This is a genomic window from Gardnerella sp. c11Ua_71 (assembly GCF_055818025.1).
The window spans coordinates 65,118-80,566 of record NZ_JARFVR010000004.1 but is presented as its reverse complement, the minus strand read 5'-3'; the positions used below and the strand labels follow the sequence as shown (position 1 = coordinate 80,566).

Genomic DNA, 15,449 nt, shown 5'->3' with positions numbered 1-15,449 from the left:
GTATTTTATCAAGCAAAAAATCTAAAAAATCGTAAAAAAATCTCGGAAAAACGGCGAAAAACCGCGCATTTGTAGGGAAAATGTATTAATATCTATGAGTGAAAGTGGTCTTTGGAAGAGAAGGCCCCTAACACAAAGGATGCTTGTATGGCATACAACAAGTCTGATCTCGTTTCGAAGATCGCTCAGAAGTCCAACCTTACCAAGGCACAGGCCGAGGCCGCTGTCAACGCATTCCAGGATGTGTTCGTTGAGGCTTTGCAGTCTGGTGAAGGCTTGAAGCTCACTGGCCTGTTCTCCGCTGAGCGTGTAAAGCGCGCTGAGCGCACTGGCCGCAACCCACGCACTGGCGAAACCATTAAGATTCCTGCATCTTACGGTGTTAGAATCTCCGCTGGTTCTTTGCTCAAGAAGGCAGTTACTGAGTAGGTTTAAACGATAAGCGTAAGACTTACAAGCAAACGAGGAACGCTCCCAATTTTGGATTTGTTCCTCGTTTTTTATACCTAATATGATTTTGTATGCGTTAAGCGGAAAACAGAATAAAAAAAAACGCGGTGAAAATCACCGCGCCACCTGTGCGCCAGACAGGATTCGAACCTGCAACCTTCTGATCCGTAGTCAGATGCTCTAATCCGTTGGGCTACTGGCGCATGTTTCCGAAGCCTTAGGAAATCGTTCCCTTGTTTTCGGCAACTTGACTAATATACAACCATATTCACAAAAACACAACCCTTGGCGTGTCGCCAAGGGTTGCAGCTAAAACATAAAAATCTAAAAAGTAAAAACTACTTAAGACCTATGTTCAAGAACTTCATCTACCATACCGTATTCTTTAGCCTGAGGAGCTGTAAGAATCGTATCCACCTCAATATCTTTACGAATACGCTCAATATCCTGACCAGTATGCTTTGCAAGAGTGGATTCCAACCATTCGCGCAAACGCAACATTTCCTTAGCCTGAAGCTCTATCTCAGTAGCCTTACCAAAATCCTGACCCATAGCAGGCTGATGAATAAGAACACGAGCATTTGGCAGAATCATACGCTTACCAGCAGAACCAGCTGCAAGCAAAATCGCAGCAGCCGAAGCAGCTTGCCCTAAACACACCGTTTGAACATCTGGCTTAATATACTGCATAGTGTCGTAAATTGCCGTCATAGCTGTCATAGAACCGCCTGGAGAGTTAATGTACATCATTACATCCCTATTTGGATCCATGCTTTCTAGAACCAAGAGCTGAGCCATAATGTCATCAGCAGAAGTGTCATCAACTTGTACACCCATGAAAATAATACGATCTTCAAAAAGCTTAGTGTACGGATCTTGAGTTTTCATACCATAAGGAGTCTGCTCGCCAAATTGAGGCAAAACATAACGATTCGTAAACACACCACTGGTTTGACCAAATCCACCCAAGCGCTGGGCGCGTGCAACAAACTTTGCTTCTTCACTTGCCATATAAAATCACTCCTCCCCACGCATAGAAGCTGGAGTGGTGACAATCTTATCCACAAAACCATACTCCAAAGCCTGCTGCGCAGTAAACCAATGATCATACTCATTGTCACGGTAAATTTCTTCAACTGTATGACCAGTCTGCTGCGCAGTAAGCTCAGAAAGAGTCTTCTTCATATCCATAATTAACTCAGCATTAATACGCACATCAGTTGCAGTACCGCCAACGCCACCAGAAGGCTGGTGCATAAGAACACGTGCATGAGATGTAATAAAACGCTTACCAGGAGTACCAGAACTCAGTAAGAACTGACCCATAGAAGCAGCCATTCCCACAGCAATAGTAGCCACATCTGGCTCAATAAGCTGCATAGTATCATAAATCGCCATTCCTGCCGTAATAGACCCTCCAGGCGAATTTATATAAAGCCAAATATCTTTTTTAGGATCTTGCGCAGCTAGCATAAGCATCTGTGCACAGATGATATTAGCATTTTCATCCTTGACTTCAGAACCAAGCCAAATAATACGATCCTTTAAAAGTTGATTAAAAATCGAATCCATTGGATTTTGTGGCTCCCCTTCTTGCATAATGGGAGAAGCCGTAAACAGCTCAGTCACCTTATCTCCTTACAAACATTTTGAATATATCTAGACTATCGTGTGCGTGTGACCGCAAAAAAATGCGAAATAAATCGCTCAACACAATTAGCTACGCAATTGGACACAATTGCAGCAAATAGCATAAGAAAAAGTAATGCAAACGGCGCATTTACTAATTCAGCAACTAAAAGCCAAGCCATAATTGGAGCTTTTCTGGAAGATGCAAGTAAAGAAACAGCGCCAATAATAGATACAGAAATTGCAGAAACTTGCGAAATGTCAAAAACTTGCGAAAGCGCAGACGTTGAAAAAATAGCGTATAAAATCACACCAAAGCAAGCGCCAGTCGAAATACTCGGCTGCAAAACGCCTCCAGAGGCACCGTAACGCAAAACCAACAAAGTCGCAAGCATTTTCATCATTGCAAGAAGCAATAAAATAGTCACAATATGTGAACTTTCTGCCAAATACGGAAAACTAGCTACAGAAAAAGCAAGCTGAGAAAGCGACCTACCATTCCCCATAATATGCGGAAACCAACAAGCCGCAACACCAATAACTAAGCCAGCTACAGGCATAAAACACAGCATTTGTATGCCACGCAAAGCATGAGTTCTACACCAAATAATACCCAAGCGAAAAACGTAACCAACTAAGCCGCACGCTGCACCAACAACAACAGTTAAAACGCAAATTTGCCAAGAAATCACGCAAGAAAATTGCGAAATATTGTAGTATCTAGAATGATGCAATAAAAATTCAACAACAAACGCAGCAACATAATTCATAACAAGAGCAAAAGGCAAGCAATGCAAACGCTCCGAGCGCGCAATATTTTTAGCTGCATTATCTATTAGCGAGCCATTCTCGCGATTTAGCCACGCATAAAAACCAAAACCTTGAGTTTTACTAAGCAAACCTAAAGAAAGCACGGTGCCAGCTAAAGGCGCGTGGTACACTGCAGCCAAGCCAGCACCTGCAGCAGACGCAACTAGTATACGCTGAGTCTTAACAGACATATGAAAAATACTGCTGCAACGCTGAGCAATCATTGCAGCTAATTCTCTAGGAGCTACTTCCCTTCCGATTGAAATTCCAGAGCCAACAATGCCGATTTGCAATAAAACATGTGCAATAGTAGAAAAAATTGGCATTCTACTGCCACTAACGGCTTGTGGAATAGTAACGATTCGAGGAGGATTTTCTCTTTTTCGCAAAAAATACCAAGCCAGTGCAGCAATAGTCATAGCAATTGTGCCAGGTAGCACGTATCGATACCAAGGAAGAGCTGAAAATACAGTGTTTTTAGCAGATTCAATTGAGCCAAAAGCAAGGTATTGTACAGCATAAAAAATAAGCGTAAGAACTGTAGCTCCTAGGCCAATAAGAACGCCAAGGGCAACAGAGACTGCAATAAAACACGCTAGACGAATTGCAAAACTAAATAACTTGCAAGATTTACCGAATCTGCCAAATCTGCAACAAGCTTCATGCTTAGTTTTAGCACTATTATCCATAATGTCTCGCAATTCTTAAGATTTTCCTATAATAATCGTAATTATTTAATTAGATATAAGTAAGACCCAGCGGAGCTAAACTCCACTAGGTCTTAGATTAAAATCTAATAGAAGATACTAACTTACTTTTCAGAGGTAAGCTCATCAGCTACTGCAGCAGCAGCGGAAGCAGCTTTAACGCTTTCGTCTTCTGGCTCCTCTTCTTCCGTTAAGAAAGCACTCAAGTCTATAGCCTCTCCACCAGCAACGAATTTCACAGCACGCATACCAGCAAGCAAGCCCTTAGAACGAGCAACTTCCTGAACAGCGGAACCAAGCTGACCATTACGAACAATAGCGTTAATAAACTGGCTTGGATCCATACCATACTGCTGAGCAACAGAAACCAAGAAGTTAGTGACATCTGCCTGAGATACAGAAACATCGAGGCTTTCTGCCAAAGCGTCGAGAACCATTTGGTCACGAAGCTCCTTTTCTGCAGCCTTCTCAGCTTCTTCCTTCTGCTCTTTAGTAGCCTTTTCAGGATCTGGAGTCATACCCTTAAGATGTTCAGCAACAGCCTTTTCTTTAACACCCTTTGGTACAGGAATCTCAACCTCTTCCTGAATCTTAGCAATAAAGGCATCGCGAGCCATAGTAGCCTGACGGCCTTCATTTGCCTGCTCGCAAGACTTACGAACATCAGCTTTAAGCTCTTCGAAAGTATCAAACTCAGAAGCTTCCTGAGCGAAGTCATCATTAAGCTCTGGCAATTCCTGAGTCTTAACAGAGTTAACCTTCACCTTAACCTGAGCTTTTTTACCCTGGTTCTTTCCAGCCTCAAGAGTGCCTTCAAAAGTGGTCTCTTCGCCAGCGGAAAGACCTTCCAAAGCTTCATCCAAACCATCAAGCATGGTGTTGGAACCAAGCTCATAGCTCACGCCATTCTGAGAATCAGCAACCTCATCGTCGATTCGAGCTTCCAAATCAATGTTAGCAAAATCACCCTTCTTAGCTGGGCGATCAACACCAACAAGAGTACCGAAGCGCTGACGCAAAGCCTCAAGACGAGCATTAACATCTTCGTCTGTAACTTCTGGCTTTTCTACTTCGATTTCTACACCCTTGAACTTGTTAAGCTTGAACTCTGGACGACGCTCAACAGTTGCAACAAACTTAAGCTTAAGTTCGTCTTTAGCAGATTCTGGGACTTCCTGAACATCAAATTCTGGCTGATCCATTGGGCGAATCTTCTTTTCTTCCAAAGCCTTAGAATAAAGCTCTGGAACAGCAGAATTTACAGCTTCACCGGCAACAGCTCCGAAGCCAACTCGCTGATCTACAATCTTGCCTGGTACGTGTCCCTTACGGAAACCTGGCACGTTGATTTGCTTTGCGATCTCTTTACGAGCCTGATCCATAAATGGCTCAAAATCTTCGAGATCTGCGGTAATGGTGAGCTTAACCTTAGTTGGCTCAAGATTCCTGACGCTGATTTTCACGCTTCATGCTCCTGAAATTACGTTTTCTAGCTTCTGCCATATGGCACAACCGTTACATAATAGCGCGAGTTACGGACTCAGCGATTAAATCACTTTGCCACATTCTTGCACCTTGTTCATCTAAAAACTCTTTAACATTAATATGCTCAACATCATCTTGCCAGCAAAGATTACGTATGATTTGCGGTTTAATAATGATTTCCGTAGGCGTATGCGTATCTTCCGCAATCTTGATTAAAGATTGTTTGACATTTTGCAAACGCTCATATCTTTTGGGATGATGTTCACGCCAATATTTCATAGAACGCGGAGCCGCTTGCGATTCTTGAGCATCTTGCACATTTTTTGCAATTAAACTTGATTCGTTTGAACAACTACAGTCATCTTCATCATTAGAAGATTGCGCACAGTCAATAATCGCAACTTCCCCACTTTTAGCGCGACTAATCGCGTCTTCTATAACAGCTTTCCACACATTTGGTTTGATTTTGCGCTGAATCGGAGCATAGCGTTCAAACATCTTGTCTTGCTCGCTGCCCGTGTGAATCCTAACGCGTTCGTTAAGAATGCGAATTGAGCGAAACTCCCTAGAATTACTTGGCTTTCGCTTGCCTGCCTCAATAATCGCAGCATCCGAAAGCAATAGAGTTGGCGCAATATCGTATTGACGAGCAAGCTCATCTCGCTTTTGCCAAAGCTCTTTTGCAATCATTAAGCCGATTTTATCGTGCATAAGAACGCTTATATGAGATATTCTAAGCCAAGGATTTGGGTGAGGAGCCTTCTTTTGCGCACCTTTACTTAATAAGTGTGCAAACTCTTGATTTGCCCATAAAAGCTTGCCTTGCTTTTTTAACTCGCCGCTCATTACTTCTTCTAATTCGATTAGCAATTCAACGTCTAAAGCCGCGTAATTTCGCCAATCTCTAGGAAGAGGTCTATATGACCAATCCGCTGCAGAATGTTCTTTTGCAAGAGTCAACCCCAAATAATATTCAGTTACAGAGCTTAATCCAAAGCGCTTTCTACCAAGTAATTTAGCTGCGATTTCTGTATCAAATAAAGCACGCGGACGCAAACCAATATCGAAAAATCCTGGCAAATCTTGCATAGAATCGTGAATAATCCAAGGCGCATCCCCTACTGCCTGGTTAAATTCATGCCAATCAACGCCAAGTTTTCCTAAAGCTATTGGGTCCAGCAATCCAATTCCTGCACCTTTGCGTTTGAACTGAATCAGCCAATCTTCGTGACCATATCTAAAACCAGATGCGCGCTCTGCATCTGCAGCCAAAGGCCCCGACCCTGCTGCCAACAAATTACAATATTCTTTATATGCTTCAAGCGTATCAATGACTTCTGGAACTCCTTCTCTAGGCTCTTTTAAGAGCTTTGGTTCCTTATTCAAGAACGCCTCCCGATTGTACGCTTTAGCCAAATTCTTACGCTTTTTGCATCTTACGCAGCATTTTATTTTGTATATGCTTGAATATTATTTTGCAAAACATCCGTAAAACATTCTATAGAATATTGCGCAAGATATATTTAAGCCGTGTTATAGATTATGCATCTTTTAACACGGCTTCAACTTTCGCACACAACTACGACTAATCAAAATAAATAATCAATTAAATAATCAATTAAATAATCATTCTGTTTTATTGTTTGATTCTTATTGAGTTATGCGCTTAACAAGTTTAGTTTTAAGGAATCTAGTAAGAGTAAATGCGACTGCCGAAACTAAAACTGTTGGGATAACGTAGAGAGCATGTAAACCTAAATCTCTTATTGGGAAAGTGGCAAGTTCTGTAGCAATAGTTATAGCAATAGATATTATCGGCACTTCGATAAGAGGTTTCTTATCGAAAGCCGCAACGATATTTATCGGCAACAAAATTATCGGCAAAACAATTAAAATAATAAGCGCTGTGCCAAAGCCAAACTGATCGTTACACCGTGCAAAAATAGCTAACGCTAATGCAAAAGCTAATGCAATCCAACAACCTATTCTGCGCTTCATTGCGTATCCTTTCTCTAAAAAGGGTATTTGTATAATTATACAAAATCCTTCAAAAAAATACAATACTATACGCAAAGATTGCCTAAATTACAGTTACATTTTTGACGCAGTCTAAATGCAGTCTAAACGCAGTCTAGTACACTACAAAACCGTGGTCTTTAAACTGGTTTACAACTCGCTCTTTAAGCGCCCTAGAAGGCCCTTTTTGATTCTCAAGCGGATACGGAATCCTAAGCTCATGCCACTTTGGACGGCCTAGCTGATGGAATCCAAGCACGTCAATATGCTCAACAGCATCCCCAAACGAATCACAAATCTCAGCAACTTTTTCAACGTTTTCTTCACTGTCTGTAAGACCTGGAACAAGCACAAAACGCACCCAAATCTTCTTACCAGCCTTCGCTAAGCGCTGACCAAAGTCAATAGTTGGCTGAAGCAAGCCGCCAGTTACTTTTTTATACGTTTCTTCAATACCAGATTTAACATCTAGCAAGCAAAGATCAATGTCGTCAATCATTTCGTCTGTATAATTGCGATTCAAAAAGCCTGAAGTATCTAAGCAAGTATGCACGCCCATCTCTTTTGCTGCACGAAACACTCTAGATACAAAAGCTGGTTGCATCATGGATTCGCCGCCAGAAAATGTGATTCCGCCACCAGTTGCCTTAAAAAGACTTTGATAACGGTCTACTTTTTTAATCATTGCATCTAAGTAGACTGGCTTGCCGTCACGCATTTTCCAAGTATCTGGATTTTGGCAATATTGGCAGCGAAGTGGGCAGCCGCTCATAAAAACAGTCATACGAGTGCCAGGGCCATCAACAGAAGTATTAATATCCCAAGAATGCACAAATCCAATATCGCCAGTTTTAAGAGCAACTAAGCGGTCTTTTCTGTCTAATCCAATTGGAGATTCAAAACCAGAAAGACCACCCATTAAAGTTTGTCGGGCATACTCTTTTGACTCCTTTAACATGTGCTGAGTCGTGGTACGAAATGCTGTGTTTTCAACCATCTATATGCCCTCCTATAACCGTCTTTGGTTTAATTTATTCGATTTTAAAAACTACGTTTATTTTAAAAGCCGCCAGGAGCAAAACCTACTCACTCCCGGCGGCATTCGCAATCAATCAGAATCAGTCAGTAACTGAACCCTGGTGGAATGTACGAGAAATAACGTCGAGCTGCTGCTCCTTAGTGAGCTTTACGAAGTTCACTGCGTAGCCAGAAACGCGAACCGTAAGGTGTGGGTACTTTTCTGGGTGCTCAACAGCGTCTTCAAGCTGTTCCTTGCGCAAAACGTTGATGTTTGCGTGGTACAAGCCGTGACCGTTGCCAGCGTCCAAAATACCAACCAAATTCGTTATACGCTCGTCTTCATCTCTTCCCAAACCATCTGGAGTAATGGTGTTGGTCAAAGAAATACCATCGAGAGCATCGTCATAGTCAATCTTGCCAACGGAGAACATGGATGGAAGCATACCGTGAGAATCCATACCATTTTCTGGGTTTGCACCTGGAGCGTAAGGAGTGCCCTTCTTGTGGCCAGATGGGAAGGAACCAGTGTTCTTGCCGTATTCAACGTTAGAAGTAATAGTCAAGATAGACTGAGTTGGAACAGCATTACGGTACACAGGCAAACGCTTTACCTGACCCATAACAGTGCTTACAACCCACTTTGCCAAGTCATCAGCACGATCGTCATCGTTACCGTAGATTGGGAACTCTCCAACCGTCTTGTAGCCAACGATTAAGTCGTCTTCTGCGCCTTCGATGTACTCATACTCATGACCTTCAGTGGTCTTAGCATCCTTGTTGTAGATTGGGTAAACCTTTGCATACTTCAAAGCAGCCAAGGAATCTGCAGCAATAGACAAGCCAGACATACCGCAGCCGAGTGTACGATAGACTTCCCTATCGTGCAAAGCCATCTCAATGGACTCGTATGCGTACTTATCATGCATGTAGTGGATGATGTTCAAAGCCTCAATGTAGGTTTCGGAAAGCCATTCCAAAGCCTTCTCGTAATTGGCCTTAACCTTCTCGTAGTCAAGAGTTCCGTCGGCTTCTGGCTTGATTGGGTCAATAACACCCTTATCAATAACCTGCATGCCAGTCATTTCATCGCGACCACCATTGATAGCGTAGAGCAAAGCCTTTGCGGAGTTAACGCGTGCAGCGAAGAACTGCATTTGCTTACCAACGCGCATTGGGGAAACGCAGCAAGCAATAGCAGCGTCATCGCCCCAGTGCTCACGAATATCTTTATCGGACTCGTACTGAATTGCAGAAGTGTCGATAGAGATTTGTGCGCAGAAACGCTTGTAGGCTTCTGGAAGCTTTGGATCCCAGAAAATAGTGATGTTTGGCTCAGGACCTGGCCCAAGATGCTCAAGAGTCAAAGTGTTGAGCAAACGGAACGAAGTCTTAGTAACAAATGTGCGACCATCATCGCTGAAGCCAGCATCGGACCAAGTTGCCCAATATGGATCTCCAGAGAAGATTGCGTCGTAATCCTTAGTACGCAAGAAGCGAACAATACGAAGCTTCATAACCAAAGCATCAATGATTTCCTGAGCATCGGTTTCGTTGATTAATCCAGCCTTCAAATCACGCTCAAAGTAGCAATCGAAGAATGCGGAAACACGTCCGAAGCTCATTGCAGCGCCATCCTGGCTCTTAACAGAAGCAAGATAGCCCATGTAAGTCCACTGAACAGCTTCCTTAGCGGTTTGAGCTGGGCGGCTCAAATCCAAGCCGTACTCGTTACCCAAGTTGATAAGCTGCTTCAAAGCCTTGATTTGCTCATCGTGCTCTTCGCGGAAGCGAATCCAATGCTCAATCTCGGTCTCAGTAAAGTCGTTGCGGTATGGAATCGAATCCTTATCGCGCTTCTTGAACTCAATAAGCATATTTACGCCGTAAAGAGCCACGCGACGATAATCACCGATAATACGACCACGACCATAAGCGTCTGGCAAACCAGTCAAAATCTTATTGTGGCGAGCAATCTTAATATTCTTGGTGTAAACACCAAACACGCCATCGTTATGAGTCTTGCGATAAACGGTGAAAATCTTCTTAATTTCTGGATCTACTTCCTTGCCGGCTTCCTTAATAGCCTGCTCAACCATTCGCCAACCACCGTTTGGCATCATAGCGCGCTTGCAAGGTTCGTCAGTTTGCAAACCAACGATTACGTTATCTACTTCTGGGCTTTCAATGTAGCCTGCTGGCATTGCGTCGATACCTGCTGGAATATGGGTTTCAACGTCGTATACGCGGCGCTCACGCTCAACTGCCAAGTAATTGTCATCGAGATACTTCCACATATGCTTAGTTTTTTCGGTAGCGTCTGCCAAGAACGTCTCATCACCCTCGTATGGGGTGTAATTCTTTAGGATAAAGTCACGAACGTCAATATCTTTTTCCCAATTGCCGCTTGTAAAACCATCCCACGCTTTTGCACGAAGATCCTCTTCGCTGAGAACGGATGCATCCACTGATGCCATATTTGACTCCTTTCGTATCCACGACGCTTCTTCACGTCGCCTTCTCTACTATGTTAGAGCAACGTTCAAACAGTACACGTCGATTTTTGGCATTTTTAACGTGAGTTACCTCACATTTTACTGTTTTTTAGCTTATTTTTAGTAAAAAACGCTAGTTTGAATACTCAAACTAGCGCATATGCAATATGTAGTTAATCAACGAATGCTTGCGACTTTTCCCAAGACGTATCCAAGATTTCGTCTACTCTCTAAACGCGGTTGTTACTGGAATTCGCCTATCTCTTCCAAACGCAATCGCACTAACTTTTGTACCTAACGGATACTGCCTACGCTTCCATTCTGCGCGGTCTACAAGCCTAATAACTGTATCAACTGTGCGCTCATCAAAACCATCTGCAAGCAAATCCGCTCGCCCGTGAGCAAGCTCAATATGAGCTTCCAACACTTTATCTAGCAAATCGTATTCCGGCAAAGAATCAGAATCCTTTTGCCCTGGTCTTAGCTCTGCACTTGGAGGCTTAATAATCGAGTTTACAGGTATAAGAATGCCATCTTTTGGAGCATTGTCTTTAGGAAAATCTTCACTACCAGCAATAGGCAACATTCCAAGACCTACTCCATTTTGAGCAGCACGATTTCGCCATCTAGAAAGCGCCCAAACGCGAGTCTTAAACAAATCTTTAATAGGAGCATACCCTCCTACCGCATCTCCATAAATCGTAGAATAACCGCATGCAAGCTCCGACTTATTGCCAGTAGCTAAAGCCAGCAAACCTTTCGAATTAGAATACGCCATAACAATCACGCCTCTAACTCGCGCTTGCAAATTTTCTGCAGCAACACCTTGCAAATCAAGCTGATTTTGGAATGACTTAAAAAGTGGCTCAATGGGCTGAATATCGTAGTGTGCTCCAAGTCGCTTAGCTAAATCGCAAGCGTCGTCTTTAGAACCAAGCGAAGAATACATGCTTGGCATTGAGATTCCCCAAACGTTTTGTCCACCGCAAGCATCTGCCGCCATAGTTGCAACTAGCGCAGAGTCGATTCCGCCAGAAAGTCCTAAGCAAACACCCTTAAAGCCGTTTTTACGCATATAATCTCTAAGTCCCAATACACATGCGCAATAAACTTCTTCGTCTGGGTCTAATTTTTGAGCAATTGTTGAGCACTTTTGTGCATCTAAATCTGTATCAAAATCAACAAAACTTAAGTCTTGATCAAACATTTTAGAACGCTCGATCAAAGACCCGTCTGCGTTTACTACAAAGCTGCCGCCATCAAAAACAAGATCATCTTGAGCACCAACTTGATTTACGTAAACAAGAGGAGCATTAACCTCTTTTGCACGCTTTTGCGCAAGCTTTAAGCGGATATCCGTTTTGCCTTCTTCGTACGGAGAACCGTTGATTGTTACTAAAACATCAATCCCCTCTTTAGAAAGACGCGCAACCGGGCCGCCATCTTGCCAAATATCTTCGCAAATAGCAAATCCTAATTTTGTGCCTTTAACGTTTAGAATTCCGCAATCATTTCCAGAAGAAAAAATTCTAAATTCGTCAAAAACGCCATAATTTGGCAAGAAATGCTTGTCATAAACAAGCTCCACTTTTCCGTCATGAATAACAAGCAAGCGATTTCTTGGCTTACCTAACTCATCGTCTACACCGACTGTTCCAACTACAACGTATAAGTCACCTAATCCGCTATCTTTCAAGCTTTCAGCAAGACTATAGGCAGCTTCGTTAGCTGCTTTTCTAAATGTCGCACGCAAAGCAAGGTCTTCGATTGGATACCCTGTTAGTGTCATTTCTGGAAACACAACAATATCAGCGTTTCCACTACTTGCATCTTTGCAAAATCGCAATATTTCATCCGTATTTTTGCTTATGTTTCCAACGCAAGTGTCAATTTGAGCTAAAGCTAAACGCAAAGAAGTCATGTTTTTATTATAATCCATGTTGCATAAGCCGCATTGTATAAAGTCATATTGCAATAAAAGCATCCACTAAACAGAAAAATCGCAAAACGCCAATCATAAAAAACAAGCGAAAAACAAAAAATCAATCGCAAGTATAAAAAATTAATTGTCACATATCTGCCTGATTTCATTAGTATTGCTAACTCGTCATAAATTATACAAATAGAAAATAGGTAGCGAAGAAGATACAAAATCGCATATATTGATATTCCGTTGCTAAGAAACAAAACATCAACGAACAAAAAACATTAAAGGACAAGGGGAAAAATATGAAAATCACAAAGAAGAACACAAAGATTATTGCAGCTTTTACAGCACTAACTGCGATTTTGGGGCTTTCACTAAGCGCATGCGGATCTTCTGCAAATGGAGCAACTAAAGACGATAAGGTGATTAAGGTTGCAGCTTCCCCAACTCCTCACAGCGATATTTTGAACAAAGTAGTTAAGCCAATTTTGCAAAAACAAGGCTATAAGTTGGTTGTTAAGGAATTTACTGACTACGTGCAACCAAATACTGCTGTAGAAGAAGGCGAAGCAGACGCAAACTACCATCAGCATTTGCCATACTTAGATAACTTTAATAAAGAAAGAGGAACGCATATTATTTCTATTGCTGGAATCCACTTTGAACCATTTGGACTTTACCCAGGAAAGACTAAAACAATTAAGGACTTAAAAGATGGCGCAACAGTTGCGGTTCCTAGCGACCCAACCAACGAAGCTCGCGCACTTCTTCTTTTGCAAGATGCAGGTCTTCTTAAGCTAAAGAATCCAAAGGATGTTAACGCAACAAAGAAAGATATTGTTTCTAATCCAAAGAATCTAAAGTTTAAGGAAATAGACGCTGCTTTGGTTCCAACAGTTGTTAAGGACGTTGATTTAGCTGCTCTAAACGGAAACTACGCTATTCAAGCTGGATTTAACCCAACTAAAGATCCTCTTACAAGCGAAAAAGTTGGAGGCGTAGCTGCTAAGACATACGAAAACATTATTGCTGTTAAGAAAGGATCCGAAAAGCTTGCTAAAATCAAGGCTCTTGTAAAAGCGTTAAAAACAGATGCAGTTCGTGATTTTATAAAGAAAAACTACAACGGCGCTGTTTTGCCAGTTTTCTAAGATGATTGCATTGTTCTAACCTTAAGCAAATATGAGATATGTGCCTCACAAAAGCATAGAGGCACGTGCCTCATATTTGCTTTTCAAAATCAGTGAGAGATAATATGATTCAAATTGAGCATCTTTATAAAACTTACTCAAGTGGTAAGCAATCGCACGAAGCACTTAACGATATTAATTTAACTATTGAATCAGGCGAAGTATTTGGTATTTTGGGATCTTCTGGAGCTGGAAAATCATCATTAGTCAGATGCATGAACTTGTTAGAACGTCCAACATCTGGAAGAGTGCTAATAGACGGAAAAGATATTACGGACGCCAAAAATAGAGATTTATCTAAAATAAGATCGAATATTGGAATGATTTTCCAAAACTTTAGTCTTTTTCAACAGCGAACTGTGTTACAAAATGTGACTTTTCCTTTGGAACTAAACAACACTCCTAAAGAAAAAAGAGAAGAACGAGCAAAGTATTTACTCGATTTAGTTGGATTAAAAGATTTAGCAAACCGCTACCCTGTTCAGCTTTCTGGCGGACAACAGCAAAGAGTTGCAATAGCGAGAGCACTTGCTAATAATCCTTCTATAATGCTTTGTGACGAAGCAACAAGCGCCTTGGATTCAACAACTACAGCACAAATACTTGACTTGCTTAGAAGAATCAACCGAGATCTTAACGTAACACTGGTTATTATTACTCACTCGTTAGCAGTAGCAAGAAATATTTGCGATAGGGTTGCTATGATTGACGGCGGAAAAATCGTAGAGATCGGTGACACTTCAACACTTTTCAAAAATCCTCAAAGCAATATTTTAAAAACGCTTATTGCAGACGAACATGTTGAAAACCATAGGGGAACTAAATCCAATAATAGTAATTCCGAAAATGGAATAACCACTAATAGCGCAACAAACAATGGGGTGAAATAAAAATGCCAGAAAATATTTCACAATTTATAGACGAATATGGAGAACTACTTATTGAAGGCACAAAAGATACAATATCTATGACTTCAATATCTACACTATTCGCATACGTAATAGGATTACCAATAGGAGTTCTTCTTATAACAAGCGCAAAACAAGGAATACGTCCTAACTCATATTTGAATGCGGTTTTAGGTTGGATTGTAAATATTGTTCGCTCAATACCGTTTATAATCCTACTTGTTGCAATAATTCCACTTACTAGACTTATTGTTGGAACGTCTTTGGGAGTTTCTGGCGCTATTGTTCCTCTTGTTTTAACAGCTGCACCATTCGTAGCGCGAATTGTTGAGCAATCTCTTGCAGAAGTTGATGGAAGTCTTATAGAAGCTGCACAAAGTTTTGGCGCAAGCAATACGCAAATAGTATTCAAAGTATTGCTTTTTGAAAGCTTGCCTTCATTAATTCGTGGAGCGGCATTGACTTTCATTACACTTTTTGGATTCTCTGCAATGGCTGGAACTGTTGGCGCAGGCGGTCTAGGAGATATTGCAATTCGCTACGGATATCAGCGTTACCAATACGATGTTATGAGTGTTGCTGTTATTTTCTGTATTCTTCTTGTGCAAGTAGTACAAACTGTTGGAGATTTAATATCCAATAAAATCAACCATCATGAACGTCGATAATATCCAATAAAAAGTCACAAATAAAAAAGTCACAAATAAAATCCTAGTAGCGTAAGATACAGTAAAATCTATTAATCGCTTCTAGGATTTTCTATTTATCAAATGATCAACCATTCAACATGCCTACGATTTATTAAAAAGATACCA

General features: G+C 41.6%; 13 protein-coding genes and 1 tRNA gene. 4 read left to right on the top strand and 10 right to left on the bottom strand.

Annotated features, from left to right (window positions below):
• The first annotated feature begins 147 nt into the window (after positions 1–147).
• Positions 148–429 carry an HU family DNA-binding protein gene (locus tag P0106_RS04105; protein WP_004112617.1) on the top strand — a complete coding sequence of 94 codons (282 nt, stop codon included), beginning with the start codon at positions 148–150 and terminating at the stop codon, positions 427–429.
• Positions 430–579: 150 nt separating this feature from the next.
• Here P0106_RS04105 and P0106_RS04100 read toward each other — a convergent pair.
• The 10 genes from P0106_RS04100 to P0106_RS04055 form a co-directional block, all read right to left on the bottom strand.
• A tRNA-Arg gene (locus P0106_RS04100) sits at positions 580–653 on the bottom strand.
• Positions 654–792: 139 nt separating this feature from the next.
• On the bottom strand, positions 793–1,461 hold the full coding sequence (locus tag P0106_RS04095) for an ATP-dependent Clp protease proteolytic subunit (protein WP_004112616.1): 669 nt from the start codon (positions 1,459–1,461) through the stop codon (positions 793–795).
• A 6-nt stretch (positions 1,462–1,467) separates the two neighbouring features.
• A complete protein-coding gene (locus tag P0106_RS04090) occupies positions 1,468–2,079 on the bottom strand; it encodes an ATP-dependent Clp protease proteolytic subunit (RefSeq protein ID WP_004112615.1) in 612 nt (203 codons plus the stop codon).
• 35 nt (positions 2,080–2,114) lie between these two features.
• Positions 2,115–3,578, bottom strand: coding sequence for a chloride channel protein (locus P0106_RS04085; protein ID WP_004112613.1), 1,464 nt, complete (start codon positions 3,576–3,578; stop codon positions 2,115–2,117).
• A gap of 122 nt (positions 3,579–3,700) precedes the next feature.
• On the bottom strand, positions 3,701–5,059 hold the full coding sequence (gene tig / locus P0106_RS04080) for a trigger factor (RefSeq protein WP_004112612.1): 1,359 nt from the start codon (positions 5,057–5,059) through the stop codon (positions 3,701–3,703).
• Positions 5,060–5,111: 52 nt separating this feature from the next.
• Entirely contained in the window at positions 5,112–6,467 is a 1,356-nt protein-coding gene (locus P0106_RS04075) for an HRDC domain-containing protein (RefSeq protein ID WP_473730474.1), read from the bottom strand.
• Between the two features lie 264 nt (positions 6,468–6,731).
• Positions 6,732–7,079 carry a hypothetical protein gene (locus tag P0106_RS04070; protein WP_004112609.1) on the bottom strand — a complete coding sequence of 116 codons (348 nt, stop codon included), beginning with the start codon at positions 7,077–7,079 and terminating at the stop codon, positions 6,732–6,734.
• A gap of 133 nt (positions 7,080–7,212) precedes the next feature.
• Complete coding sequence (gene pflA, locus P0106_RS04065) at positions 7,213–8,094, bottom strand: pyruvate formate-lyase-activating protein (RefSeq protein WP_004112608.1); 882 nt, start codon at positions 8,092–8,094, stop codon at positions 7,213–7,215.
• A 121-nt stretch (positions 8,095–8,215) separates the two neighbouring features.
• Positions 8,216–10,591: a formate C-acetyltransferase gene (gene pflB, locus P0106_RS04060; protein WP_192381703.1), complete on the bottom strand. Its 2,376-nt coding sequence runs from the start codon at positions 10,589–10,591 to the stop codon at positions 8,216–8,218.
• Between the two features lie 241 nt (positions 10,592–10,832).
• Complete coding sequence (locus tag P0106_RS04055) at positions 10,833–12,530, bottom strand: NAD+ synthase (protein ID WP_473730473.1); 1,698 nt, start codon at positions 12,528–12,530, stop codon at positions 10,833–10,835.
• A 308-nt stretch (positions 12,531–12,838) separates the two neighbouring features.
• Here P0106_RS04055 and P0106_RS04050 point away from each other — a divergent pair, with 308 nt between their 5' ends.
• From P0106_RS04050 to P0106_RS04040, 3 genes are all read left to right on the top strand, one after another.
• Entirely contained in the window at positions 12,839–13,687 is an 849-nt protein-coding gene (locus P0106_RS04050) for a MetQ/NlpA family ABC transporter substrate-binding protein (RefSeq protein ID WP_004112601.1), read from the top strand.
• A gap of 104 nt (positions 13,688–13,791) precedes the next feature.
• A complete protein-coding gene (locus tag P0106_RS04045; RefSeq protein ID WP_004115441.1) occupies positions 13,792–14,616 on the top strand; it encodes a methionine ABC transporter ATP-binding protein in 825 nt (274 codons plus the stop codon).
• Between the two features lie 2 nt (positions 14,617–14,618).
• A complete protein-coding gene (locus tag P0106_RS04040; RefSeq protein ID WP_004112597.1) occupies positions 14,619–15,302 on the top strand; it encodes a methionine ABC transporter permease in 684 nt (227 codons plus the stop codon).
• Positions 15,303–15,449 lie beyond the last annotated feature (147 nt).